Genomic DNA, 22,966 nt, shown 5'->3' on the forward strand with positions numbered 1-22,966 from the left:
AGTGACTGGGGTAAGCGAGGAAGCCAACGCATCTGCAAGCCGAAATATGACGAGTTTTGGACGTCCAGATGTTTACACATCCATAATTGGCGGTTACTGTATATTCCTCAAGCGCAATTTGTTCATGCCGAAGTGAAGGACTTTCATGATCGAGATTAAACACCTGAAAACGCTCCAGGCGTTGCGGAATAGTGGTTCTCTGGCAGCCGCTGCGGCGACGTTGCATCAGACCCAATCCGCCCTTTCTCACCAGTTCAGCGATCTGGAGCAGCGCCTTGGCTTTCGACTTTTTATCCGTAAAAGCCAGCCTCTGCGCTTTACGCCGCAGGGCGAAATTTTGCTGCAGCTGGCAAATCAGGTGTTGCCGCAAATTGGTCGTGCGCTGCAAGCCTGCAACGAACCGCAGCAAACCCGGCTGCGAATCGCGATTGAATGTCACAGTTGTATTCAATGGCTGACGCCCGCTCTGGAGAATTTTCGTGCTAACTGGCCGCAGGTGGAGATGGACTTTAAATCCGGCGTGACGTTCGATCCGCAACCGGCGCTACAGCAGGATGAGCTGGATCTGGTGTTAACCTCCGACATTCTGCCGCGCAGCGGGTTGCACTACTCGCCGATGTTCGATTTTGAAGTCCGCCTGGTACTGGCGCCTGACCATCCGTTGGCCAGTAAAACGCAAATCACGCCAGAAGATTTGGCCAGTGAGACGCTGCTCATTTACCCGGTGCAACGGAGTCGACTGGATGTATGGCGGCATTTCCTGCAGCCTGCAGGCGTTAGTCCGTCGCTGAAAAGCGTGGATAACACCCTGCTGCTGATTCAGATGGTTGCAGCCAGAATGGGTATCGCGGCGTTACCGCACTGGGTGGTGGAGAGTTTTGAACGCCAGGGTTTGGTAGTGACCAAGACCTTGGGTGATGGATTGTGGAGCCGACTGTACGCCGCCGTGCGTGATGGCGAGCAGCGACAGCCGGTCACAGAAGCGTTTATTCGCTCAGCGCGGAATCACGCCTGCGATCACCTGCCGTTTGTACGGAGTGCGGAACGACCCACTTTCGATGTACCCACAGTGAAGCCACTATCACAGCCGCACCAATGATGAAGCTTGGCCAGTGAGGTTGTTGATGCCAGATAGCCAGGTTAACCAACAGCCCGGCCGGGACATGCATATTGTTCATGATGCCCAGCGTGCCCGCATCCACCTGGGTCGCGCCGTAGTTCCACATAAAGTAACCAATGCCGGACGCCGCCACGCCAAGAAAGACCAGAATTCCCCACTGTAGCGTGGTTGCAGGCATTTTCTGCGCATTGCCCAGCATGAACCAGGCCACGACAGCCACCATAAAGGCGCCCATATAAAACCAGGCAAAGGCGTTGTGCTGCGGCATTGGCCGCGTCTCCATCAGACGTTTATAGCCCACCATACCAATGGCAAAGCTGATATTGGACAACTGCACCAGCAGCAGACCGGTCCAGAAGTGGCTGGTCACCTGATCGTAACGAATGATCCCCGCGCCAATCACCGCCAGTAACGCACTAAAGGCATAACTCCAGCGCAGACGACGTCCGCTCATCAGGTCATAAATCAGCGTAATGTAGAGCGGCGTCAGCACGGTAAAAAGCAGCAGTTCTGAAACCGTCAGGTACAGATAGGCGTGAAAACTCAGCATGTACATAATGCCAAGCTGCATGGCACCCACCAGCATATATAGCCCGATCGTTTTTACGCTGTGTCCACGAGTACGTAGAAACGGCAGGAACACCAACGCCGCCAGCCCAACGCGCACCAGCACCGCAAAATAGCTATCGACATGACCGGCAAGGTACTCGCCAAACAGGCTAAAGGAAAAGGCCCACAGAATTGTGGTAATGATGAGTAACGCCACAATGGATGTCTCTTAACAAAAGGTACACCCATTGTAGCGAAGTTCTTAGTTGACAACTGGTCAACTAACGAACAATAGCGTTATTGCAAAAACAGCTCACGCAGATAGTGTGGCACGGCATCGTCGGCATTAAGACCAATGACTTCCAGTTCCGGGTGCAGATCCTTCAGGCGCTGGTGAGCGTTGCCCATAATGCAGCCTTTACCTGCCATGGAGAGCATTTCCGCATCGTTCATCCCGTCGCCAAAGGCGATGCAGTCTTTCAGGCTGTAGCCCATCGCTTTTGCTACCGCTTCCAGCGCATGACCTTTCGATACGCCGCCAGCCATGACCTCCAGACAGGTAAGCGTAGAGAAGCTGACGTTGACGCGATCGCCCCAGCGGGCGTTAATCGCCTGCTCCAGCGGCAGCAGCCTTTCGTGAGAGTCGGTGGTGAAGAACACTTTGCTGACGCCTTCAGGCTCCAGTAATGCAGGTTCAAACAGGGAATAGTTAAACACCGCCTCTTTGAAGAATCGCATTTCGTCCGGACGATGGCGATTCATAAACCACTCATCATCACGATAAACGTTAGTCACGATGTCCGGGTTTGCATTCACTACGCCAAACAGGTCGCTGGCAATGTCACGATCAAGGTTATGCGAAAACACCAGATTCCCGTCAGAATCATGCACGCGCGCGCCGTTGGACGTGATCATGTAGGTTTTAATGCCGAGGTTATCGCGAATTTGTCCCACATCAACATGGTGACGGCCAGTCGCAAACACGAAGTTAACGCCGCGAGCGGTCAATAACTTCAGCGTCTCTTTGGCATAAGGGGACAGAGTATGGTCGGGGGAAAGCAGCGTACCGTCTAAATCAGATGCAACAACCTGATACATAAGAAAATTCAACCTCTAGGCAAAGCGGGTTCCGCTGGATGAGTTATGCTTGTCGAAAAATTCGACAATAGCGTTAAGCGCGACTGAGCGCATGGCGTCCTTTTCAAAAAGGATCTCATGGTACGCGCCTTTGATGACAAGCGGCTGACCCCCTTCTACAGGATGGCCCGCTGCGGCGCGGAGTTCACAAAAACGATCGTGCATGCGGTTATCTACCACACGCTCTTCTTCGGCCTGAATCAGCAACGTCGGCGTCGCGTCGTCTCCCGCGCCAGCCAAAACCTGTTCGCCAGCCAGAATCCCTTCGCGTACCCAGTGATAGGTGGGACCGCCAACGCGCAACCGCGGCTCATCAGCATAAAAGCGTAGATTGCGCCGATAGCGCTGTCGACTATGGGTTAACGCATTCATACCGAACGGCAGCGCCCGCCAGCGCCCGGTTCCCATCGCATAGCCTTCGCGGATCCGCGGATGCCCTTCAGCCCAGTCCAGAATATGGCGTACCATCCAGTCGGGAAAGCGCATCACAATACCAAACATCGGTGCGCAAAGCGCGATGGCATCACACTGATTCGGGTGGCGCTGCAGGAATAACGTGGCAATCGCCCCGCCCATTGAATGCGCCAGGATATAGCGTTTTCTCCACGGGCCTGGTAGCACTTCCTGCTGCCAGAAGGCGGTTAGATCGTCGACATAGTCATTAAAGTTATCGACATGACCGCGATGCGGATCCGAAAGTATACGCCCGGAACGCCCCTGACCACGGTGATCGATAATGAGAACGTCAAAACCAGAATGAAACAGGTCATACGCCAGTTCAGCGTATTTCACGTAGCTTTCAATGCGTCCAGGACAGACGACGATGACGCGATCGTTTTTTTCTGCATGAAAACGGACAAAATGTACGGGAATATCATCCACGCCCGTAAATTCCGCTTCTTCCCGCTGACGCCAGAAATCTGTCAGTGGCCCCATGGAAAAAGCAGCAAACGCGTTTTCTCTTGTTTCCCAGTCTTTTTGCTGCTGAAACATCGGGTATCCAGCCTCGCTGACCAAGTAAAATCGTTTTTTTCGCCGTCACTGACACAACCTAACGGCAGTAGCGTATTGTGGCATAAAAATAGACAATCCGGGAGTTTCTCATGACCTTTGAATGGTGGTTCGCCTACCTGCTGACCTCTATTATTTTGAGCTTGTCCCCAGGCTCTGGCGCAATCAACACCATGACCACCGCCATCAGCCACGGATATCGCGGTGCCAGTGCGTCGATTGCGGGTTTACAGACCGGGTTGGGCATTCATATCGTTCTGGTTGGCGTGGGACTGGGAACGCTATTTTCACGTTCGGTGATCGCATTTGAGGTGTTGAAGTGGGCGGGGGCGGCCTATCTGATTTGGCTGGGTATTCAACAATGGCGGGCAGCAGGTGCTATCGATCTGAACACCATGGCGAATACACAATCGCGCAGCCGCCTGTTCAAACGCGCGGTCTTTGTTAATCTTACCAACCCCAAAAGCATTGTTTTTCTTGCCGCTCTGTTCCCGCAGTTTATCCTGCCGCAGGAACCGCAGCTGATGCAGTACGTGGTGCTTGGCGTTACGACCATCGTGGTCGATATCATTGTGATGATCGGTTACGCGACGCTGGCCACACGCATTGCAGGCTGGATTAAAGGGCCAAAGCAAATGAAGGCGCTCAACAAAGTATTTGGCTCGCTGTTTATGCTGATAGGCGCCCTGCTGGCATCGGCAAGGCATGCCTAGCAAATGGAACGTCGCTCGCAATGAAATGCTATCTGTAAGAGCCTCTGAACATGGCTTTTCGTACTTCGCCGCAAAGGGAGAAAAGTCTTTCATTCTGCACTGTTAGACATTGATTGCTAATGCCAGAATGCCGCCATATTCACTTTTCACGGATGATGAACGATGGCGGAAGTAACAACACCACATGACGCAGTATTTAAAACTTTCCTCTCCCGCGTGGAAACCGCGCGGGACTTTATCGAACTTCATCTTCCTCCCTCGTTAATCAAAATATGCAAACTGGAAACGCTCCGTCTGGAATCAGGCAGTTTTGTGGAGGACGATCTGCGCCCCTATTTCAGCGATATTCTCTACTCACTGGAAACCACCAGCGGACATGGCTATGTACATGTGCTCATTGAGCATCAAAGCTCACCGGATAAGCACATGTCATTTCGCCTGATGCGCTACGCTATCGCAGCGATGCAGCGTCATCTTGAGGCTGGAAACGACACTCTGCCGCTGGTTATTCCTGTTCTCTTTTACCATGGCAAGCAAAGCCCATGGCAAGGCTCAATGAACTGGCTGGATCACTTTGAGGATTCTGGAACCGCCCTTCAACTTTACAGCACACCATTTCCGTTGGTGGATGTGACGGTTATTCCAGATGATGAGATCATGCAGCATCGCAGTATGGCAGCGCTGACATTAGTACAAAAACACATTCGCCAGCGCGACATGGCGCAGCTGCTGGATAAACTTACCCGTCTGTTTATGCTGGAGAAGATGAGCGGACAACAAATAACCGTGCTGGTAAACTACATGGTGCAAGCAGGGAATACACAAGATGTTCAGGCATTATTGTATAAGCTGGCACAGCGGGTGCCGCAGCATGGAGAAAAACTGATGACAATGGCGGATCAACTACGTGAAGAGGGCAAACGCATTGCCCTTACTGATGTGGCGAAAGCGATGCTCAAGCGAGGTCTTGATACCGACGCGATTATGGAAATGACCGGCCTTTCGAAGGATGAGCTACAGAAGCTTGCGCAATAAGCCGCATACCGCCTGGGACTCCCAGGCGGGCAACAAACTTAGCGCGAAATAATCAGATGGATACCGAAGCCTGCGAACAGCGCGCCGGCAAAACCATCAATCCACTTCGCCAGACGCTGATAGCCACGACGCATTTTCGGGAGCGCAAACAGGCTGGCGACCACGGTAAACCACGCCAGCGTTTCTACGATAATCAGAGCAAAAATCCCCCAACGCGCGCCCGTTCCCACGTTGTCGCCAACGAACAATGAGAAGACGGAGCCAAAATAGATAATGGCTTTAGGGTTCGCCAGGTTGGTCAGCAGACCTTTCAAAAAGCTGCGTCCGCTCTGCGCCAGCTCCACCTGCGGAGTGGGAGCTGCAACATCCTGTTTTTTAAACGCGCCGCGCAGCATCTGATAACCCATCCAGCACAGATACAGCCCCCCACCTACCATAATAATGGTGTGCAGCCAGGCCATTTTTTCGATAATCAGATGCAAGCCGAGCAGTGCCACGCCAGCCCAGACCATGACGCCGCAGGTAATACCCAGCACACCCATCATAGCTTCTTTGCGCGAACGGCTAACCGCAGTTTGAGAAACAAAAAAGAAATCGGGACCGGGGCTCATCAGCGCAACGATATGCACCAACGCAACGGTGAAAAATAGCGTTAACATAAAAATGACTCGCGGGGGAATAGTTCAGTGAGTCACCATCCTGGCACTTTTTTGCCCGGCTGACTACTCTTCGTCGTCACCATCAACGTGTGCGCGAATAAGCGCCATAAACTCTTTACCGAAACGCTCAAGTTTACGCATCCCCACACCGTTGACGCTCAGCATTTCGCTCGCTGAAACCGGCATCTGTTCGGCCATTTCAATCAGCGTGGCGTCGTTGAACACCACGTACGGCGGGATGTTCTCTTCGTCGGCAATGGCTTTACGCAGCTTACGCAATTTGGCGAACAGTTTGCGGTCGTAGTTACCACCGAAGGATTTCTGCATCGCACGCGGTTTCAGCGCCACAATACGCGGTACAGCAAGCTGTAACGCAACGTCACCGCGCAACACCGGACGCGCGGCTTCGGTTAGCTGTAACGCGGAGTGATGAGCAATATTCTGCGTCACCAGGCCCAGGTGAATAAGCTGGCGAATAACGCTCACCCAGTGTTCGTGGCTTTGCTCGCGACCAATGCCATAGACCGGCAGTTTGTCATGAGCCAGTTCGCGAATACGCTGGTTATTCGCTCCGCGCAGCACTTCCACGACATACCCCATGCCGAAGCGTTGGTTAACACGGTAAATCGTCGACAGCGCTTTGCGCGCATCCATGAGTCCGTCGTACTGTTTTGGCGGGTCAAGACAGATATCGCAGTTACCACACGGCTCCTGACGCCCTTCGCCAAAATAGTTCAGCAGCACAAGACGACGACAGGTTTGCGCCTCGGCAAACGCCCCCATCGCATTGAGCTTATGCCGTTCGATATCCAGTAGTTGCCCAGCGGTTTTCTCTTCGAGGCAACGGCGTAGCCATGCCATATCAGCCGGATCGTAAAACAGCATCGCTTCCGCGGGCAGGCCATCACGCCCGGCGCGGCCGGTTTCCTGGTAATAGGATTCGATATTGCGCGGAATATCGAAATGCACCACGAAGCGTACGTTCGGTTTGTTGATCCCCATACCGAACGCCACGGTCGCCACTACGATTTGCAGGTCATCACGCTGGAATTTCTCCTGCACCTCAGCGCGTACGGCGTTTTCCAGCCCGGCATGATAGGCCCCGGCGCTGATGCCGCGGCTTTGCAGGCGCGCGGCGGTGTCTTCGACTTTGGCGCGACTGTTACAGTAGATAATGCCAGACTTACCGCGCTGCTCTTGCACGTAGCGCATCAGCTGATCGAGCGGCTTAAACTTCTCCATCAACATGTAGCGAATGTTCGGGCGGTCAAAGCTGCTGATCTGAATTAACGGGTCGTTGAGTCCCAGCAAACGCACAATGTCCAGCCGGGTTGTCTCATCCGCGGTCGCGGTCAGCGCCACGAACGGCAGGGTTGGGAAACGCTGACGTAACTGGCCCAGCGCAGCGTACTCAGGGCGGAAATCATGCCCCCACTGCGAAATACAGTGCGCTTCATCAACCGCCAGCAGCACCGGATTCCAGTGCGCCAGATGCTCAAGGAAGTTATCCAGCATCAGGCGTTCTGGCGCAATGTACAGTAAGCGAATCAGTCCTGTACGACAGCCTGCCATCACCTCAAGCTGCTGCTCACGACTTTGAGTAGAGTTAAGACACGCCGCCGCCACGCCGTTGGCCAGCAGTTGATCGACCTGATCTTTCATCAGGGAAATCAGCGGAGAAACAACAACGGTGAGTCCGTTTAGCAATAATGCGGGAATTTGATAGCACAGGGATTTACCGCCGCCGGTCGGCATAACGACCAGGCAGTCGCGACCAGAGATCACGGTATCAATGATTTCTTCCTGACCGGGGCGAAACTGTTGGTAGCCAAAGGTTTCCTGCAAAACCTGTTTAGCGCCCATTTCCAGATTCAACACTTCCGCCTGCGCCACATTAACCCCATTAGCCTGAAATAAAAACAGGCGCTATTTTCAGCGCCTGAGAGAGAAACTGCAATGATTAAAATACTCTCAATTCTTATCAGAAGATATCGTTGAGCATCACGCCCACACCAACACGCGTCTGATTGAAGTTGTAGTCAATCAGCGATTCGCCGTAACCACTGTAGACCTGAGTGTATAGACGCACATGCTTCGTGATGGGGTAACTGGCCCCCAGCTCTGCGCCGCCGTAGCCGGTATTCCAGTTATACTGGCCTTTCACGCTGATAACCGCGTCACCCAGGTGATAGCCCATTTTCAGCTGATAGTAGCCCATGTATTTGGTGATATCAGGGTTATCGTCAGTGCTACCAATCACGTACCACGGCTTAACTTCCACCAGCCAGTTACCGTTTTCAGCCATCAGACGGGTATAAAGACGGTTCCAGCTACGTGACGTGGGATCGGAGCGGCCGTTGGAGTCATGGTTATAACCCATTTCGACATCACGAAGCGTCCAACCGGCAAAGCGATAGTCGGTGGCGAAACCGAGGAACAATTGCGGTTCGTAGTTGGTTTCACGAAACGGTGAAGACTCTTCACTGTTCGAAAGCTGCCACCAGGACTTCTGGGTATAGGAACCGCCAAGTACCGAGTTTGGGCCTAATATCCCGCGCCAGAGCGGAAACGCCAGGCTTAGCTGAAACTTAACCTCATCTTTGCGCGCATTTTCCGACCAGCTATAACTGCTGATCGCCTCTTTGTTCATGTCGCTGGTATTGGTGTAGATAAGATAGTTGGTGTCATAAGGATAAAGCGTGAAAGGGTTGTCATGTTCCTGCAGCATGTTGGCGATAATACTGCCACGAACTGCTGGTGCATCATGAATCTCTTTCACTGTCGCTTCCTGCGCATACGCGGTCAACGGCAGCATGACTGCTGGTAGTAACCATCCCAGAATCGCCCGCATCGGTCATGTTCTCCTGAACCAAAATATTGATGAATTGTATAATTATCTGGCAAGTATTCTACATACTTAGCGAGTTCCTCGTTAGTTATCCCGTCCTAAAGTAGAAAACAACAAATAATAAGCATAATATCAACATTTCATTAACCATTAAGATGTAGGGATCGTATGTCTGCCGTACTTACTGCTGAGGAAGCGCTGAAGTTAGTGGGTGAAATGTTTGTCTATCATATGCCGTTTAACCGGGCGCTGGGACTGGAGCTCGAACGCTATGAGAAAGAATTTGCTCAATTAGCCTTTAATAACCAACCGATGATGGTCGGCAACTGGGCGCAAAGCATTCTGCATGGCGGCGTGATCGCCTCGGCGCTGGACGTCGCCGCCGGGCTGGTATGCGTTGGGAGTACGCTGACTCGCCATGAAACGATCAGCGAGGACGAACTGCGTCAGCGGATGTCACGCATGGGGACAATCGATTTGCGCGTTGATTACCTGCGCCCTGGGAGAGGGAACCGCTTTACCGCCACCAGCAGTCTGCTGCGGGCGGGTAATAAAGTCGCCGTTGCGCGCGTGGAACTGCATAACGAAGAACAGCTTTATATTGCCAGCGCAACCGCCACTTATATGGTGGGGTAAGTGGCCAAAAAAAGGTAAACTGCTGTTACATTTCTGCAATGAGTTTTCCCGATGGATGCTAAACAAACGCGGCAGGGCGTATTACTCGCTCTTGCTGCTTATTTTATTTGGGGTATCGCTCCCGCCTACTTCAAGCTGATTTACTATGTTCCGGCGGATGAGATCCTGACGCACCGCGTCATCTGGTCATTTTTCTTTATGGTGGTACTGATGAGTATCAGCCGCCAGTGGTCAGGCGTCAAAACGCTGCTACAAACGCCAAAGAAGATCTTCATGCTGGCGCTCTCTGCAGTGCTCATCGGCGGAAACTGGCTGCTGTTCATTTGGGCGGTCAATAATCACCATATGCTGGAAGCCAGCCTCGGCTATTTTATTAACCCACTGGTGAATATTGTGCTGGGCATGCTATTCCTCGGTGAGCGCTTTCGTCGCATGCAGTGGCTGGCGGTACTGTTAGCCGCCTGCGGCGTACTGGTACAGCTGTGGACCTTCGGGTCGCTGCCAATAATTGCGCTGGGACTGGCGTTCAGCTTTGCGTTCTATGGGCTGGTGCGCAAGAAGATTGCCGTCGAAGCACAAACCGGCATGCTGATCGAAACCCTGTGGCTTTTACCCGTTGCGGCCATCTATCTGTTTGGTATTGCGGACAGCTCAACCAGCCATATGGGGCAAAACCCCATGTCGCTCAATCTGCTGCTGATTGCCGCGGGTGTCGTGACCACCATTCCGCTGCTGTGCTTTACCGGCGCGGCAACCCGCCTGCGTCTGTCAACGCTGGGATTCTTCCAGTATATCGGGCCTACTCTGATGTTCCTGCTGGCCGTCACCTTCTACGGTGAAGTCCCGGGAGCAGATAAAATGGTCACGTTTGCGTTTATCTGGGTGGCGCTGGCGATTTTCGTGATGGATGCGATTTATACGCAACGACGGGTTCGTCGGAGCCAGGGGATTGCCGGATAGCGCTTCGCTTATCCGGCCTACAAAAGCACATCGCAGCAGGCCGGATAAAGTACAGTTATTACAGCCAGTTCTTGCGCTTAAAGTACAGATACGGCGCCAGACCCGCGAGCATCATAAAGACAATCGCGCCCGGGTAACCGAAGCTCCAGTGCAATTCCGGCATAAACTCAAAGTTCATCCCGTAGCTGGAAGCCACCAGCGTCGGCGGCAGGAATACCACAGAAACCACCGAGAAGATCTTGATGATGCGGTTCTGCTCGATGTTGATAAAGCCCATCGCCGCCTGCATCAGGAAGTTAACCTTCTGGAACAGCGATTCATTGTGCGGCAGCAGGGATTCGATATCGCGCAGGATCTCACGCGCCTGCTCCAGCTGACTGCCCGGCAAACGCGCTTTACGTACCAGGAAGTTCAGCGCGCGCTGGGTATCCATCAGACACAGACGTACTTTCCAGCCGATATCCTCCAGTTCCGCCAGCGTCGACAGCGCTTCGTCATATTCATCGCCCTGACGCCCTTCCATGATCACACGGCTGAGTTTTTCCAGGTCGCTGTAGATGTTTTCGATCTCATCCGCCAGCTGTTCAATTTTGGTTTCGAACAGGTCGAGCAACAGCTCGTAGGCGTTGCCATCCACCATCGCCTGGTTACGCGCACGCATGCGGTACAGGCGGAAGGCCGGCAGTTCGCGCTCGCGCAGAGTAAACAGGCGGCCTTCGCGAATGGTAAATGCGACGGTTGAGTTACCCGCGTGATCGTCGGCGTCTTCATAAAAGAAGAAGGAGTGAATGTGCAGACCGTCTTCGTCTTCAAAAAAACGTGCGGATGCTTCGATGTCTTCCAGTTCAGGGCGCGTAGCCAGATTCTGGCCCAAGTCCTTTTGCACACGGTTTCGTTCTTCGTCATCCGGCTCGACTAAATCGACCCAAACCGAACTGGCCAGGTGCTCGATCTCGTCTGCCTCAAGGCGAGTTAAACGATTGTTTTCCAGTTGAAATGCGCTCAGCATGACCGGGACTCCCAATGCAAAAAATTATCGGACAGTTCGGAGGGCACACAGAAACAAATTGGGTTTCAGACCATTAAACAGCCTGACTCAGCGCGACGGGAAAAAACAGAAGGTCGCTGACAACCGCGAAGGCTATCAGCAAAAAGGGATAGCCTTAGGAGTTGATCCTGGATGACAGGATAATGAGCCAGTATCTACTGGGTGTGTCCAAGGCGAATGTCCTCTTAGCGTAATCGTGCGCGCATGTTACGCCAGCAAAATTTTGACGTCAACACGCAACGGATGGCGAAAAAGTAATAATTTCCCCTTATACAGAAAGGTTAGCAGAGGGGAATTATTTATCTATGATTTCAGAATATTAACAGACAGAAAGCCGGGTGACGGCTTGGTCTTATCCCACCTACAAATCAAATTGTTACCCGGTCTGTAGGCCGGATAAGGCGCGCCAGCGTCGCCATCCGGCAAAGCCAAACCGATTAAACTGTTTCCAGTCTGGCGTAGGCGGCAACCAGCCATTTGATCCCCTGCCCCTGGAACGCGACCTGCAAACGACTGTGTTCGCCGCTTCCTTCCAGGTTGACGATGGTGCCCTCGCCAAATTTAGCGTGGCGCACGCGTTGGCCGAGCTTGTAGCCGGTATCGTTTTCCGCCATTGGCGTGCCCATCCGCTGATGGCTCACCGGGCGGCTGACAGTGGCGCGCAGGCGAACCTCTTCAACGCACGCTTCCGGCAGTTCGCCGATAAAGCGCGACGGACGATGGTAAACCTCTTTGCCGTACAGACGACGCGTTTCGGCGTAGGTCAGCGTCAGCTTTTGCATTGCGCGGGTCACGCCAACGTAAGCCAGGCGGCGCTCTTCTTCGAGGCGACCACCTTCGTCCAGCGACATCTGGCTGGGGAACATGCCTTCTTCCATCCCCACGATAAACACCTGCGGGAACTCCAGACCTTTCGCCGAGTGCAGCGTCATCAACTGTACCGCGTCCTGCCAGGTATCCGCCTGCCCTTCGCCTGCTTCCAGCGCGGCGTGAGACAGGAACGCCTGCAGCGGCATTAAGTCTTCGTCTTCTTCGTTGTAGCTGAACTGGCGCGTTGCCGTCACCAGTTCGTCTAAGTTTTCGATACGCGTCTGGCCTTTCTCGCCTTTTTCCTGCTCGTACATCATGCGCAAGCCGGAGTCTTTAATCACCCGGTCAGTCTGCACGTGAAGCGGCATATCGGCGGTCTCCTGCGCCAGTGCGTCAATCAGCTCCATAAAGCGCTGTAGAGCGCTGGCAGCGCGACCCGCAAGGGCTTTTTCCTGCAACAGCTCACGACAGGCCTGCCACAGCGTTAGCTGGCGGTCACGGGAGGTCTGACGCACCACATCTAAAGTACGATCGCCAATCCCGCGGGTTGGCGTATTTACCACACGTTCAAACGCGGCGTCGTCATTGCGGTTGGCGATCAGGCGCAGGTAAGAGAGCGCATCTTTGATTTCCTGGCGTTCGAAGAAGCGCATCCCGCCATAGATCCGATACGGCATGCTGGCCTGTAACAACGCCTCTTCCAGTACGCGCGACTGGGCGTTGCTGCGATAAAGAATAGCGCATTGCTCCAGCGCACCGCCGTTGTCCTGCCAGGTCTTAATACGATTGACCACAAAGCGCGCTTCATCGAGTTCGTTGAACGCACAGTACAGAGAGATCGGTTCGCCGTCGACGCCGTCAGTCCACAGCTTTTTACCCAGACGCCCGTTGTTGTTTTCGATCAAGGCGTTGGCCGCGCTGAGGATATTGTTAGTCGAGCGGTAGTTCTGCTCCAGGCGAATAGTTTCTGCGCCGGGGAAATCCGTGAGGAAGCGCTGGATGTTCTCCACCTGCGCTCCGCGCCAGCCATAGATTGACTGATCGTCATCGCCGACGATCATTACCTTGCCGGTATCGCCCGCCAGCAGGCGGATCCACGCGTACTGAATGTTGTTGGTATCCTGGAATTCATCCACCAGGATATTGGTAAAGCGTTCGCGGTAGTGCTGCAGGATATGCGGCTTGTTGAGCCACAGTTCGTGGGCGCGCAGCAGCAGCTCGGCAAAATCGACCAGCCCCGCGCGGTCACACGCTTCCTGGTAAGCCTGATACACTTTCTGCCAGGTTTGCTCAACCGGGTTGCCGTAGCTTTGCAGGTGATGCGGACGCAGCCCTTCGTCTTTCTGGCTGTTGATGAACCACATCGCCTGACGCGGCGGCCACTGCTTCTCATCAAGGTTCATCGCCTTGATCAGACGCTTAAGCAAACGCAGTTGGTCTTCGCTGTCGAGGATCTGAAAATCCTGCGGCAGGTTTGCATCCATATGATGCGCGCGCAGCAGACGGTGCGCCAGACCGTGGAATGTCCCTACCCACATACCGCCCTGGCTGGTTCCCATGATCTGGCCGATACGGTGGCGCATTTCCGCCGCCGCTTTGTTGGTAAAGGTCACCGCCATAATGGAGTACGGCGAGTTGTTCTCAACCGTCAGTAACCAGGCGATACGGTGCACCAGCACGCGCGTTTTACCACTCCCCGCGCCTGCCAGAACCAGCATGTTGCTGCGTGGCGCGGCCACCGCTTCACGCTGTTTATCATTAAGGCTGTCGAGCAGGTAAGAAACGTCCATTGGCACCGCCGCGTAAAAGTAGGTAAGGCGGATAAGCGTAGCGCCATCCGCCAAAAAGCTGGGTATATATACAGAGTTCTGCTGGTGATTATATCAGCGAGGTCAGAGATGCCAACTGTGAAATTTCGATATGCGGAAGCAAACGACTGTCTGCGGTTTGCATCAGGTCGGCATTTTCCGGTTTGATCCAGCAGGCCTGCATGCCGCAACGGATGGCGCCCGCGACGTCTGTCGTCAGGTCATCACCCACGTGCAGAATCTCACCCACAGGCATTTTCAGTTTTTCCGCCGCCAACGTGTACATGTCGCTAAAGGGTTTTGATCGCCCGTCAGGACCGGCACGCAGCACAAACTCAAAGTAATCACCCAGGCCAAACAGTTCCGGCTGCGCGTTACCGTTGGTGATCGCCACCAGCGGCCATTTGCGGGCTAACGCCTTCAGCGTGTCATGCGTCGTCTGCGGGACTTCAATGCGGCTACGCCATTTGGCAAAATTCATCATTGCCGCATTCGCCCCCATTCTGGCTTCTGCCTCTGACAACCCTGCTTCCAGCATAGCGCGCTCTACGGCACGGTGACGCCATTGGGTAACATCGTGGTAGATTTCCGGCTCAGCGTCGCGAACGGCCTGACGTAAGCGCTGTAGGTCGCTATTTTGCAGCGAATTCAACGCCGGATGGTAATTCTGTACAAACGCGAGCGCTTCCTGCTCGGTGCGTGTGATAACGGGACGGTTATCGTAAAGGGTGTCATCAAGGTCAAAGGTGAGCGCAGAAATGCGCCCCAAAGGCCGGTAAAAACGCATTATTTCCCCCGTTTGGCGCGCGGATGCGCCGCATCGTACACTGAAGCCAGGTGTTGAAAATCAAGATGGGTATAGATTTGAGTCGTGGAGAGATTGGCATGACCCAATAACTCCTGCACTCCGCGCAGATCGCCGCTCGACTCCAGCATATGCGTCGCAAAGGAGTGACGCAATTTGTGGGGATGTACGTGGCTGTTCAGCCCCTGCTTGATACCCCATTCAGCAAAGCGTTTCTGCACGTTACGCGCCGAGATGCGTTTGCCCAGTTTTGACAGAAATAGCGCATCGTCATCGCAACCAAATAGCCCGCGTAGATCCAGCCAGTGCTCAATCCACGCCACCGCGTTGCGGCCAATCGGCAGGCGACGCTCTTTACTGCCCTTACCCATCACCCACACTTCGCCGGTGTCGAGATCGAGATGTTTAATATCCAGCCCAACCAACTCAGATAAACGCAGACCCGCGCCGTACATCACTTCCAGCATCGCTCTATCGCGCACGGCGAGGGGATCGTTGAGATCGATATCCAGCAGGCGATTAACATCGTCGACATCGATATTTTTAGGTAAATGACGCGGTGCTTTCGGCGCGGAAACGCTTTTTGCCGGATTAGCTTTCAGTTCGCCCTGATTAACCAGCCAGTCGAAGAAGCTGCGTAACGCGGAGAGACGTAATGCCAGGCTCGCCGGCCCCAGTCCTTTACGACGACTGCGCACGGCAAAACTGCGTACCATCGCAGCATCACATTGTTGCCAGCTTTGCAGACCGGTTTCTCCGGCTAACGCAATGATGGCATCAAGCTGACGCTGATAATTAAGCAATGTGATCGGGCTAAGCTGGCGCTCAACGCCCAGATAGCGCAAAAAACGCGCCACATCCTGAGAAAGGGGTGAGTCGATCATACGCGTTCAATCCAGCGCTCCAGCAGCTCCGGCAACATAAGCGAGATTTCCTGCAGTAATTGCGTGCCTTGCCCCTGCTGGTAATGATTAACGTCACGGCTGCTGAACAGCATCACGCCCAGGGATCCATCTTGCCCGAGCATCGACATCGCCACCGAGCCTATGGCTTTCGCCTCCGGCATCATGACCAGCAATTCCGGACCATTAAGCGGCCCAAGATAATGCTGTGACTGGCCCAGGCGCTGGATACGCAGCGGTTCAAAAGCCTGACGGCTTAATGCCAGATGGGTGAATTTTGATGGCGCGCCAAGTCGCCAGCGATCCGGGAACAGACGAACCGTCGCTCCGGCCAGCCCTAACTCACGCGCCCAGCGATGAAATCGCATCAGCATGTCGTCAAGACTGCTGGCCGACACTAGCCGTCCTTGCAGATTTAACAGACGATAGAACAGACTTTCATTGGCGTTGGCTTGTTCCATCAACAACGCCATGTTCTCTTCCAGCACGTTAATATGATTACGTGCCCGCGCCATATGCCATTCCACTAAAGAGACCGTGCCCCGCACTGGGTGCGGAACTCGCATCGCTTCAACGGCCTGGGCATTACGGATAAAAAACTCAGGATTACGTTGCAGGTAATCGACGACCGCCCGGTCGTCCAGCTCCATGAGCGTTTCCTGTAGTTCTTCCCCTGGTTGCTTCATAAGTGAATAAATCCGTCGTAGACATGTGCCGCCGGGCCAGTCATATACAGCGGATGACCCGGACCTTTCCAGGCGATATCAAGTCGACCGCCCGGTAATTCCACCTTCACTTCTTCTGCCAGCAGACCCTGCTGGATACCGACCGCAACGGCGGCGCATGCGCCGCTGCCGCAGGCCTGCGTTTCACCCGCGCCGCGCTCATAGACGCGCAGTCGGATATGCTCGCGTTTTACCACCTGCATAAATCCGATATTGGCGCGTTCAGGGAAGCGTTCGTGGCTTTCCAGAACCGGTCCCAGTGTTTCTACCGTAGCCGTATCAACATCATCAACCTGAATCACGCAGTGCGGGTTCCCCATTGAAACCACGCCGCACAATACTGTCTGTTCGGCCGCACGCATAATATAGGTCTTCTCTGCTTTGTTAGCGCGAAAAGGAACCTGCGAGGGTTCAAAATTGGGTTCACCCATATTCACCCGCACCAGCTCGTCGTCGGTTACGGTTAATACCATACGACCATTCGCGGTACTGACGCGAATATCACGTTTATTGGTCAGCCCTTTCAGGCGAACAAAACGGGCAAAACAGCGGGCGCCATTACCACACTGTGACACTTCACTGCCGTCGGCATTAAAAATACGGTAGTGGAAATCCAGCTCCGGATCATACGGAGGTTCAACCACCAGCAGTTGATCAAATCCAACGCCGAGATGCCTGTCGGCCAGGCGGCGGATCAGCTCTGGTGAGAAAAAGACATTCTGCGTTACCGCGTCGACGACCATAAAATCGTTGCCAAGGCCATGCATTTTAGAGAATTGCATCATTCACTCCGTTCACGCGGGTACAGAAATGTAAAATCTATTTCTGCCGTTAGTAATTCACCTGAGATGGCCCATCACTAATCCCACGATCGTTTTTCTCAGGCGTGGTGGATTGCGATTGCGGCTGAACGCTCTTGGTCGGAGGCGGCGCGGTTTTATCAGCTGGCGGGAAATAGAGCGGGCCTTTTAGCCCACAGCCCGTCAGGCTGAACAGAGTAAAAATGACAGCGAGTGGCTTTAACACGTTTTTCATTATGGATTGCCTGTAAAGTTCATGCTTTCTGTTTTCTATCATCGCAGGAGAAGGCGTAAAAGCAAGAGTTTGGCTAAAAACTGCATCGCGATTTATTCCACGTTATACTGCGGGCATCACGAAAAATAGGATAAGAAAATGAACGACAGTGAATTTCATCGCCTTGCTGACACCCTGTGGATGACCATTGAAGAACGTCTGGATGACTGGGATGGCGACAGCGATATCGATTGTGAGATCAACGGCGGCGTGCTGACCATCAGCTTCGAAAACGGCAGCAAAATTATCATTAACCGTCAGGAGCCGCTGCACCAGGTGTGGCTGGCGACCAAACAGGGCGGCTACCACTTTGACCTGAAAGGCGACGAGTGGATCTGCGACCGTAGCGGCGAAACGTTCTGGGATCTGCTGGAACAGGCGGCAACACAGCAGGCGGGTGAAGAGGTGAGCTTCCGTTGATTTATTTGCCGGATGCACTTTGCTTATCCGGCCTGCTGTAAGCCCGGTAAGCGTAGCGCCACCGGGCAAGTTAACTCACGAGAAATACTGCTGTAACAGCGGCGTGTCGTTGTCCTGACTGGCTGGCGGAACAGCGCTAATCGGCTGGGTGCGGAAAGGAATCACCTGCGCGCGCCCGTCGGTTTTCACAATCTGATAGAACTGCGGCAGGTTAAAGTTGATGAAGCTGGAGCCGTAGGTAAAGCGATCGTGCGACGATGAGTAGAAGCGGCTTACGTCGCGTACCAACTCCTCTTTGCTACCTTCGCAGTGGTGATACACCTCGGCCCGATTGCTTTCGTCCAGAATGTAGATATTAAAGCCCTGCTCATCACCCGTTTCTTCGAAAAAGAACTGAATGATCCCTTCGCTGGCAAAACCGTCGACCACCGACGGCAGTTTCACATGGTTGGTCTCAACCTGGACGGAAAGCCCGTGCAGTTTGTTATGTGAAATCGCGCCATAGAATTCAATCGCGTTTTCCAGCTTCTGTACCGAAACGTTCAGGCGCTCGAAGAACAGTCCCCACGTCTGGCCGGAAACACGCAGCGCTTTGAAACGTCCGGTTTCCTGGCGGGTACTGGACAGCCGTAGCTCGATGCACTCAGACACCAGTTGCTGCACGCGGGTGCGAATTAAACCACGCAGATGCTGGCTATAGCAGAAGACCTCGACGCTATCCGGCGGCGCGGCATCCTGGTGCATTTTGCCCAGAATCGTTTTTAACGCTTCAATCATCGCCTGCTCGCCGTTGAAGTGCAGCGTACGCACTTCATTCCACGAGTTGCGGTACAGCAGGTCGACGCTACCTACCAGACAATTTTGCTCTTCGCCAAAGCTGAAGACGTCCAGCTTACGGAAATCAAAATGCACCACCTGATTGCGAAACGCTGCCGTCGGGTCATATTCGAGGTTAACGATAATCGCCAGATGGCGAATTTCGCATGGGCTATACAGCGCTTTCGGCGTTGGTGCAGGCAGTCGCAGCGGGAAGTGGTGCGACACGTCGGCGACCATTTCCTGTAGCTTCGGCAAATCAACAATGCCGTTGCCCTTAATAAACAAATGCGTACGCGAGGTCAGCAGGCCGTTGAACCAGGCCCACGCCACCAGCTTGTTGAGATAGCGGTTATATTCCAGCGGCTGATGGCTGATGATCGAGTCCATGTTAGGCGCGCGGTTGTAGAGATACCAACCGGAACGGTTGGCACGGCCCGGCGGCACATGGATAAAGGTCAGATTCGGTTCCGAGAGATCCGGAGATATCTGTGGGTTCACCAGCGTGACTTTACCCGGCAACGCTTCAAACGCGGCATACAGCTTACGGGTCAGCACGCCGATATCCTGCGGACTGGCGCTGACGCTGAGGTTATTGCGTCGCGCAAAGCGGATCAGGTTACGATAGCTCTGCATCATCGCATCGAGCAGTTCGTTATGCGCTTCGCGTACCTGGTCAATCTTCCAGTTAGCGCGGTTATCCAGCATGGTCAGACGGGCGTCATCCCAGCCCCACTCTTTCACTAACTGACTTAATACTTCACGACGCCAGCCCACGCAGGCGCGCTCACGGCTCAGTTTCTCGCACACTTTTAAGTAGAAACATCGACGCACTAAATCCAGGCGCGTCGGATCTTCGATCGCCGTGAGGTACTCGGTAACGCGCTCCAGCATCATGCAGTAAGGGTCGAGACCAAAAGAGACGATCTCGCCGTCATGCAGGCGCTGTTTAATATCTTTCGCCAGCAGGCGTGGATTTGGGTATTCCCAGGAATAAGCTTCCAGCAGCAGCGTTTTCAGCACCGCTTTGTACGGGGAGTCGATACTCTTGTACAACTGCCAGAGGCTGGCGCCAAAGTACTCTTCGGCGGAAAGCGAACTGAGTCCGCCGAGATCCAGCCATTCGTTTGGCGTTAGCACCCCCTGTGCGTAGAGCGTCATGACGTAATCGTCGTAATGCTCTTCTTCGTCGCCCGGTACCATATTCCACAGAATACGTTTACCCGCGAGGCGCACAGCGGTGCGATAGAATTCATCAAGCAACAGAATATGCTGCGTCGAGCCACAGTCTTCACCACCCAGACTGCCGCTTTCATTGTGACGGAAACGGTTTTCATCAATCAGGAAGAAACTGACTTCCACGCCCAGCGAGGCGGCCCAGCTTTCCAGCAGACTACATTTTCGCTGCAGCAGCTGGCGCTCTTCGCTATCCAGCCAGGATTGATGGCAGACCCAGATATCAAGGTCAGAGGAACAGCTTTGCCCTACCGAAGAGGTGCTGCCCATTGAGTAAACGCCGGTGATCGGCAGTTCGCCTTTGGGAGGATCCTGCGGCGACATACCGCGATACAGTTCCAGTTCGTTCAGGTAGTGGCGTTGGGTTTCATCAGGCGTGTAAAAGCATATGCCTTTGGGAACGTTACCATCGAGGTAACCCGGCATCAGCGGATGGTGGTAGTGCAATAATGTCGGCAGCAGACTGTATACCTGCTGGAAGGCAGGTCCCATGGCAGCAAGCGCGCGATCCACACGCAGTTGATTTATGGCATCCAGTCTCTGTTTCAGAGTCTCAATATAGAGGTACAAGACGTATCGCCTGATGTTGCTATCCGTCATGTTGTCGATTGCCGCGGCGCAAGCGCTCACAATAATCGCCATCAATTCGGATAAACCGTATGTCAAAAATAACCGTTACCTGTTTTTCGCCCATATTTTTTTATGCTGTTCAGCCGAAAAAATGGTCTAAAACGTGATCAATTTAACACCTTGCTCATTGACCGTAAAGAAAGATGCGCTACATACAAGTGTAGCACCGTTCGTTACGTGTAAATTCCTTCATACGGTCGGGAGGTTTCTCGTCATTATTCACTGCCAGTGATGATGCAGCGCCTTTTCCTCTCACTTACGTTTGAGCGTAACGCTGACATCCCTTTGATAAGGATGTTAGGATGGTCAATGATTGATAATGACGGTAACAAGCATGTTAGACAATGTTTTGAGAATTGCCACACGCCAAAGCCCCCTTGCGCTCTGGCAGGCACATTATGTCAAAGACGCCTTAATGGCAAACCACCCCGGTCTGATCGTGGAACTGGTTCCTATGGTAACCCGTGGCGATGTGATCCTTGATACCCCGCTGGCGAAGGTCGGGGGGAAAGGGTTGTTTGTTAAAGAGCTGGAAGTCGCGCTGCTGGAAAAACGCGCCGATATCGCTGTGCATTCCATGAAGGATGTGCCGGTTGAATTCCCTGACGGTCTTGGGCTGGTCACCATTTGTGAGCGAGAGGATCCGCGTGATGCTTTCGTCTCAAATAAGTACAACTCGCTGGATGAACTCCCCGCAGGCAGCATCGTCGGGACATCCAGTTTGCGCCGCCAGTGCCAGTTGGCAAAGCGTCGCCCGGATCTCGTCATCCGTTCGCTGCGCGGCAACGTAGGCACGCGCCTCAGCAAACTGGATAACGGCGATTATGACGCCATTATACTGGCGGTCGCCGGATTAAAACGTTTAGGTCTTGAGTCGCGAGTCCGTACCGCTCTGCCGCCGGAAGTCTCCCTGCCCGCAGTCGGACAAGGCGCTGTAGGCATAGAATGTCGACTCGACGATCTGCGCACTCAGGCGCTGTTAGCACCGCTCAACCATGAAGAGACAGCGCTACGCGTCAAAGCAGAACGCGCCATGAACACCCGCCTGGAAGGGGGATGTCAGGTACCTATTGGTAGCTATGCCGAAATCATCGACGGTGAGATTTGGCTACGTGCGCTGGTCGGCGCACCAGACGGTTCACAGATGGTATGCGGAGAACGTCGCGGCGCCACACAGGATGCCGAACAGATGGGCATCTCTCTGGCAGAAGAACTGCTGGAGAACGGTGCGCGCGCCATTCTGGCGGAAGTTTATAACGGAGAAGCCCCCGCATGAGTATTCTGGTCACCCGCCCGTCTCCCGCAGGGGAAGAGTTAGTGAGCCGACTGCGCACACTGGGGCAGGTGGCCTGGAGTTTTCCACTCATCGAGTTTTCACCAGGTCGGGAGCTGGCAACGCTTGCTTCCCGACTGTCGGCGCTGACGGAGAACGATCTGGTCTTCGCCCTCTCGCAGCACGCGGTCACCTTTGCCGATGCTGAGCTTCAGCAGCAAGAGAAAAGCTGGCCATCCCTTCCGCGTTATTTTGCCATTGGCCGTACAACGGCGCTGGCGCTGCATACTGTTAGCGGCTTCAATATTCACTACCCTCTGGATCGGGAAATTAGCGAAGTCTTGCTACAATTACCTGAATTACAAAATATTGCGGGAAAACGCGCGCTTATATTACGCGGCAACGGTGGCCGTGAGCTGATAGGTGAAACCCTGACGGCACGCGGAGCCGATGTCGATTTTTGTGAATGTTATCAACGCAGTGCAAAATATTACGATGGTGCAGAAGAAGCGATGCGCTGGCAATCCCGTGGCGTAACCACGGTGGTTGTCACCAGCGGAGAGATGCTACAGCAGCTCTGGTCGCTCATTCCGCAATGGTATCGTGAGCACTGGTTACTACGCTGTCGGCTGCTGGTCGTCAGTGAGCGTCTGGCGCACCTCGCCCGGGAACTGGGCTGGCAAGATATTAAGGTCGCTGATAACGCCGACAACGATGCGCTACTACGCGCATTACAATAACTCTCATAATG

At 53.9% G+C, this 22,966-nt stretch carries 23 protein-coding genes; 8 read left to right on the plus strand and 15 right to left on the minus strand.

The window, feature by feature from the left end:
• Positions 1-145: 145 nt before the first annotated feature.
• Positions 146-1,099 (plus strand): HTH-type transcriptional regulator MetR, encoded by a 954-nt coding sequence (gene metR, locus BZK41_RS22240; RefSeq protein WP_003017908.1) that lies wholly within the window; start codon positions 146-148, stop codon positions 1,097-1,099.
• Here metR and BZK41_RS22245 read toward each other — a convergent pair.
• The 3 genes from BZK41_RS22245 to pldB all read right to left on the minus strand — a co-directional run bounded on the left by BZK41_RS22245 (position 987) and on the right by pldB (position 3,799).
• The gene (locus BZK41_RS22245) at positions 987-1,886 is read right to left on the minus strand and encodes a carboxylate/amino acid/amine transporter (protein ID WP_003828930.1); all 900 of its coding nucleotides are present in this window, start codon (positions 1,884-1,886) and stop codon (positions 987-989) included. The genes metR and BZK41_RS22245 overlap by 113 nt on opposite strands.
• 80 nt (positions 1,887-1,966) lie before the next feature.
• Complete coding sequence (gene yigL / locus BZK41_RS22250) at positions 1,967-2,767, minus strand: sugar/pyridoxal phosphate phosphatase YigL (protein ID WP_008787091.1); 801 nt, start codon at positions 2,765-2,767, stop codon at positions 1,967-1,969.
• A 15-nt stretch (positions 2,768-2,782) separates the two neighbouring features.
• A complete protein-coding gene (gene pldB, locus BZK41_RS22255) occupies positions 2,783-3,799 on the minus strand; it encodes a lysophospholipase L2 (protein WP_079939620.1) in 1,017 nt (338 codons plus the stop codon).
• A 110-nt stretch (positions 3,800-3,909) separates the two neighbouring features.
• On the opposite strand from pldB, the gene rhtB reads away from it, so the two are divergent.
• Both rhtB and BZK41_RS22265 read left to right on the plus strand, forming a co-directional pair.
• Complete coding sequence (gene rhtB / locus BZK41_RS22260; protein WP_003828938.1) at positions 3,910-4,530, plus strand: homoserine/homoserine lactone efflux protein; 621 nt, start codon at positions 3,910-3,912, stop codon at positions 4,528-4,530.
• A gap of 162 nt (positions 4,531-4,692) precedes the next feature.
• Positions 4,693-5,565 (plus strand): Rpn family recombination-promoting nuclease/putative transposase, encoded by an 873-nt coding sequence (locus BZK41_RS22265; protein WP_079939621.1) that lies wholly within the window; start codon positions 4,693-4,695, stop codon positions 5,563-5,565.
• Positions 5,566-5,603: 38 nt separating this feature from the next.
• Here the strand turns inward: BZK41_RS22265 and rhtC are convergent, their stop codons facing one another.
• The 3 genes from rhtC to pldA form a co-directional block, all read right to left on the minus strand.
• The gene (gene rhtC / locus BZK41_RS22270) at positions 5,604-6,224 is read right to left on the minus strand and encodes a threonine export protein RhtC (RefSeq protein ID WP_003828942.1); all 621 of its coding nucleotides are present in this window, start codon (positions 6,222-6,224) and stop codon (positions 5,604-5,606) included.
• Positions 6,225-6,287: 63 nt separating this feature from the next.
• Positions 6,288-8,117: an ATP-dependent DNA helicase RecQ gene (recQ, locus tag BZK41_RS22275; RefSeq protein WP_079939622.1), complete on the minus strand. Its 1,830-nt coding sequence runs from the start codon at positions 8,115-8,117 to the stop codon at positions 6,288-6,290.
• Positions 8,118-8,205: 88 nt separating this feature from the next.
• On the minus strand, positions 8,206-9,075 hold the full coding sequence (gene pldA / locus BZK41_RS22280; RefSeq protein WP_079939623.1) for a phospholipase A: 870 nt from the start codon (positions 9,073-9,075) through the stop codon (positions 8,206-8,208).
• A 165-nt stretch (positions 9,076-9,240) separates the two neighbouring features.
• Here pldA and yigI point away from each other — a divergent pair, with 165 nt between their 5' ends.
• Both yigI and rarD read left to right on the plus strand, forming a co-directional pair.
• The gene (yigI, locus tag BZK41_RS22285; protein WP_003017917.1) at positions 9,241-9,708 is read left to right on the plus strand and encodes an acyl-CoA thioesterase YigI; all 468 of its coding nucleotides are present in this window, start codon (positions 9,241-9,243) and stop codon (positions 9,706-9,708) included.
• Positions 9,709-9,759: 51 nt separating this feature from the next.
• Positions 9,760-10,668 (plus strand): EamA family transporter RarD, encoded by a 909-nt coding sequence (gene rarD, locus BZK41_RS22290; RefSeq protein WP_079939624.1) that lies wholly within the window; start codon positions 9,760-9,762, stop codon positions 10,666-10,668.
• Positions 10,669-10,726: 58 nt separating this feature from the next.
• Here the strand turns inward: rarD and corA are convergent, their stop codons facing one another.
• The 8 genes from corA to BZK41_RS22330 form a co-directional block, all read right to left on the minus strand.
• Positions 10,727-11,677: a magnesium/cobalt transporter CorA gene (gene corA, locus BZK41_RS22295; RefSeq protein ID WP_003017920.1), complete on the minus strand. Its 951-nt coding sequence runs from the start codon at positions 11,675-11,677 to the stop codon at positions 10,727-10,729.
• A 154-nt stretch (positions 11,678-11,831) separates the two neighbouring features.
• Positions 11,832-11,888, minus strand: a complete 57-nt coding sequence (gene ysgD / locus BZK41_RS27425) for a YsgD/CorL family protein (protein WP_212723238.1) — start codon at positions 11,886-11,888, stop codon at positions 11,832-11,834.
• 265 nt (positions 11,889-12,153) lie between these two features.
• Positions 12,154-14,316 carry a DNA helicase II gene (gene uvrD, locus BZK41_RS22305; RefSeq protein WP_003828957.1) on the minus strand — a complete coding sequence of 721 codons (2,163 nt, stop codon included), beginning with the start codon at positions 14,314-14,316 and terminating at the stop codon, positions 12,154-12,156.
• 88 nt (positions 14,317-14,404) lie between these two features.
• Positions 14,405-15,121, minus strand: coding sequence for a 5-amino-6-(5-phospho-D-ribitylamino)uracil phosphatase YigB (gene yigB, locus BZK41_RS22310; protein WP_079939625.1), 717 nt, complete (start codon positions 15,119-15,121; stop codon positions 14,405-14,407).
• Positions 15,121-16,023, minus strand: coding sequence for a tyrosine recombinase XerC (gene xerC / locus BZK41_RS22315; RefSeq protein ID WP_079939626.1), 903 nt, complete (start codon positions 16,021-16,023; stop codon positions 15,121-15,123). Before xerC ends, yigB begins: the two co-directional genes overlap by 1 nt.
• A complete protein-coding gene (locus BZK41_RS22320) occupies positions 16,020-16,727 on the minus strand; it encodes a DUF484 domain-containing protein (protein WP_008787084.1) in 708 nt (235 codons plus the stop codon). The genes xerC and BZK41_RS22320 overlap by 4 nt, the downstream gene beginning before the upstream one ends.
• Positions 16,724-17,548 (minus strand): diaminopimelate epimerase, encoded by an 825-nt coding sequence (dapF, locus tag BZK41_RS22325; protein WP_079939627.1) that lies wholly within the window; start codon positions 17,546-17,548, stop codon positions 16,724-16,726. Before dapF ends, BZK41_RS22320 begins: the two co-directional genes overlap by 4 nt.
• 49 nt (positions 17,549-17,597) lie before the next feature.
• Positions 17,598-17,801, minus strand: a complete 204-nt coding sequence (locus tag BZK41_RS22330) for a lipoprotein (RefSeq protein WP_003017937.1) — start codon at positions 17,799-17,801, stop codon at positions 17,598-17,600.
• 138 nt (positions 17,802-17,939) lie between these two features.
• Between BZK41_RS22330 and cyaY the strand changes: the two genes are divergently transcribed.
• On the plus strand, positions 17,940-18,260 hold the full coding sequence (cyaY, locus tag BZK41_RS22335; RefSeq protein ID WP_003828967.1) for an iron donor protein CyaY: 321 nt from the start codon (positions 17,940-17,942) through the stop codon (positions 18,258-18,260).
• 75 nt (positions 18,261-18,335) lie between these two features.
• Here the strand turns inward: cyaY and cyaA are convergent, their stop codons facing one another.
• Positions 18,336-20,882, minus strand: coding sequence for a class I adenylate cyclase (cyaA, locus tag BZK41_RS22340; RefSeq protein WP_032934207.1), 2,547 nt, complete (start codon positions 20,880-20,882; stop codon positions 18,336-18,338).
• 394 nt (positions 20,883-21,276) lie between these two features.
• On the opposite strand from cyaA, the gene hemC reads away from it, so the two are divergent.
• A complete protein-coding gene (gene hemC / locus BZK41_RS22345) occupies positions 21,277-22,218 on the plus strand; it encodes a hydroxymethylbilane synthase (RefSeq protein WP_079939628.1) in 942 nt (313 codons plus the stop codon).
• Positions 22,215-22,955, plus strand: a complete 741-nt coding sequence (hemD, locus tag BZK41_RS22350; RefSeq protein ID WP_079939629.1) for a uroporphyrinogen-III synthase — start codon at positions 22,215-22,217, stop codon at positions 22,953-22,955. The genes hemC and hemD overlap by 4 nt, the downstream gene beginning before the upstream one ends.
• The last annotated feature ends 11 nt before the right edge of the window (positions 22,956-22,966 follow it).

The sequence above is a fragment of the Citrobacter sp. A316 genome (assembly GCF_002042945.1).
GTDB lineage: Bacteria > Pseudomonadota > Gammaproteobacteria > Enterobacterales > Enterobacteriaceae > Citrobacter > Citrobacter portucalensis.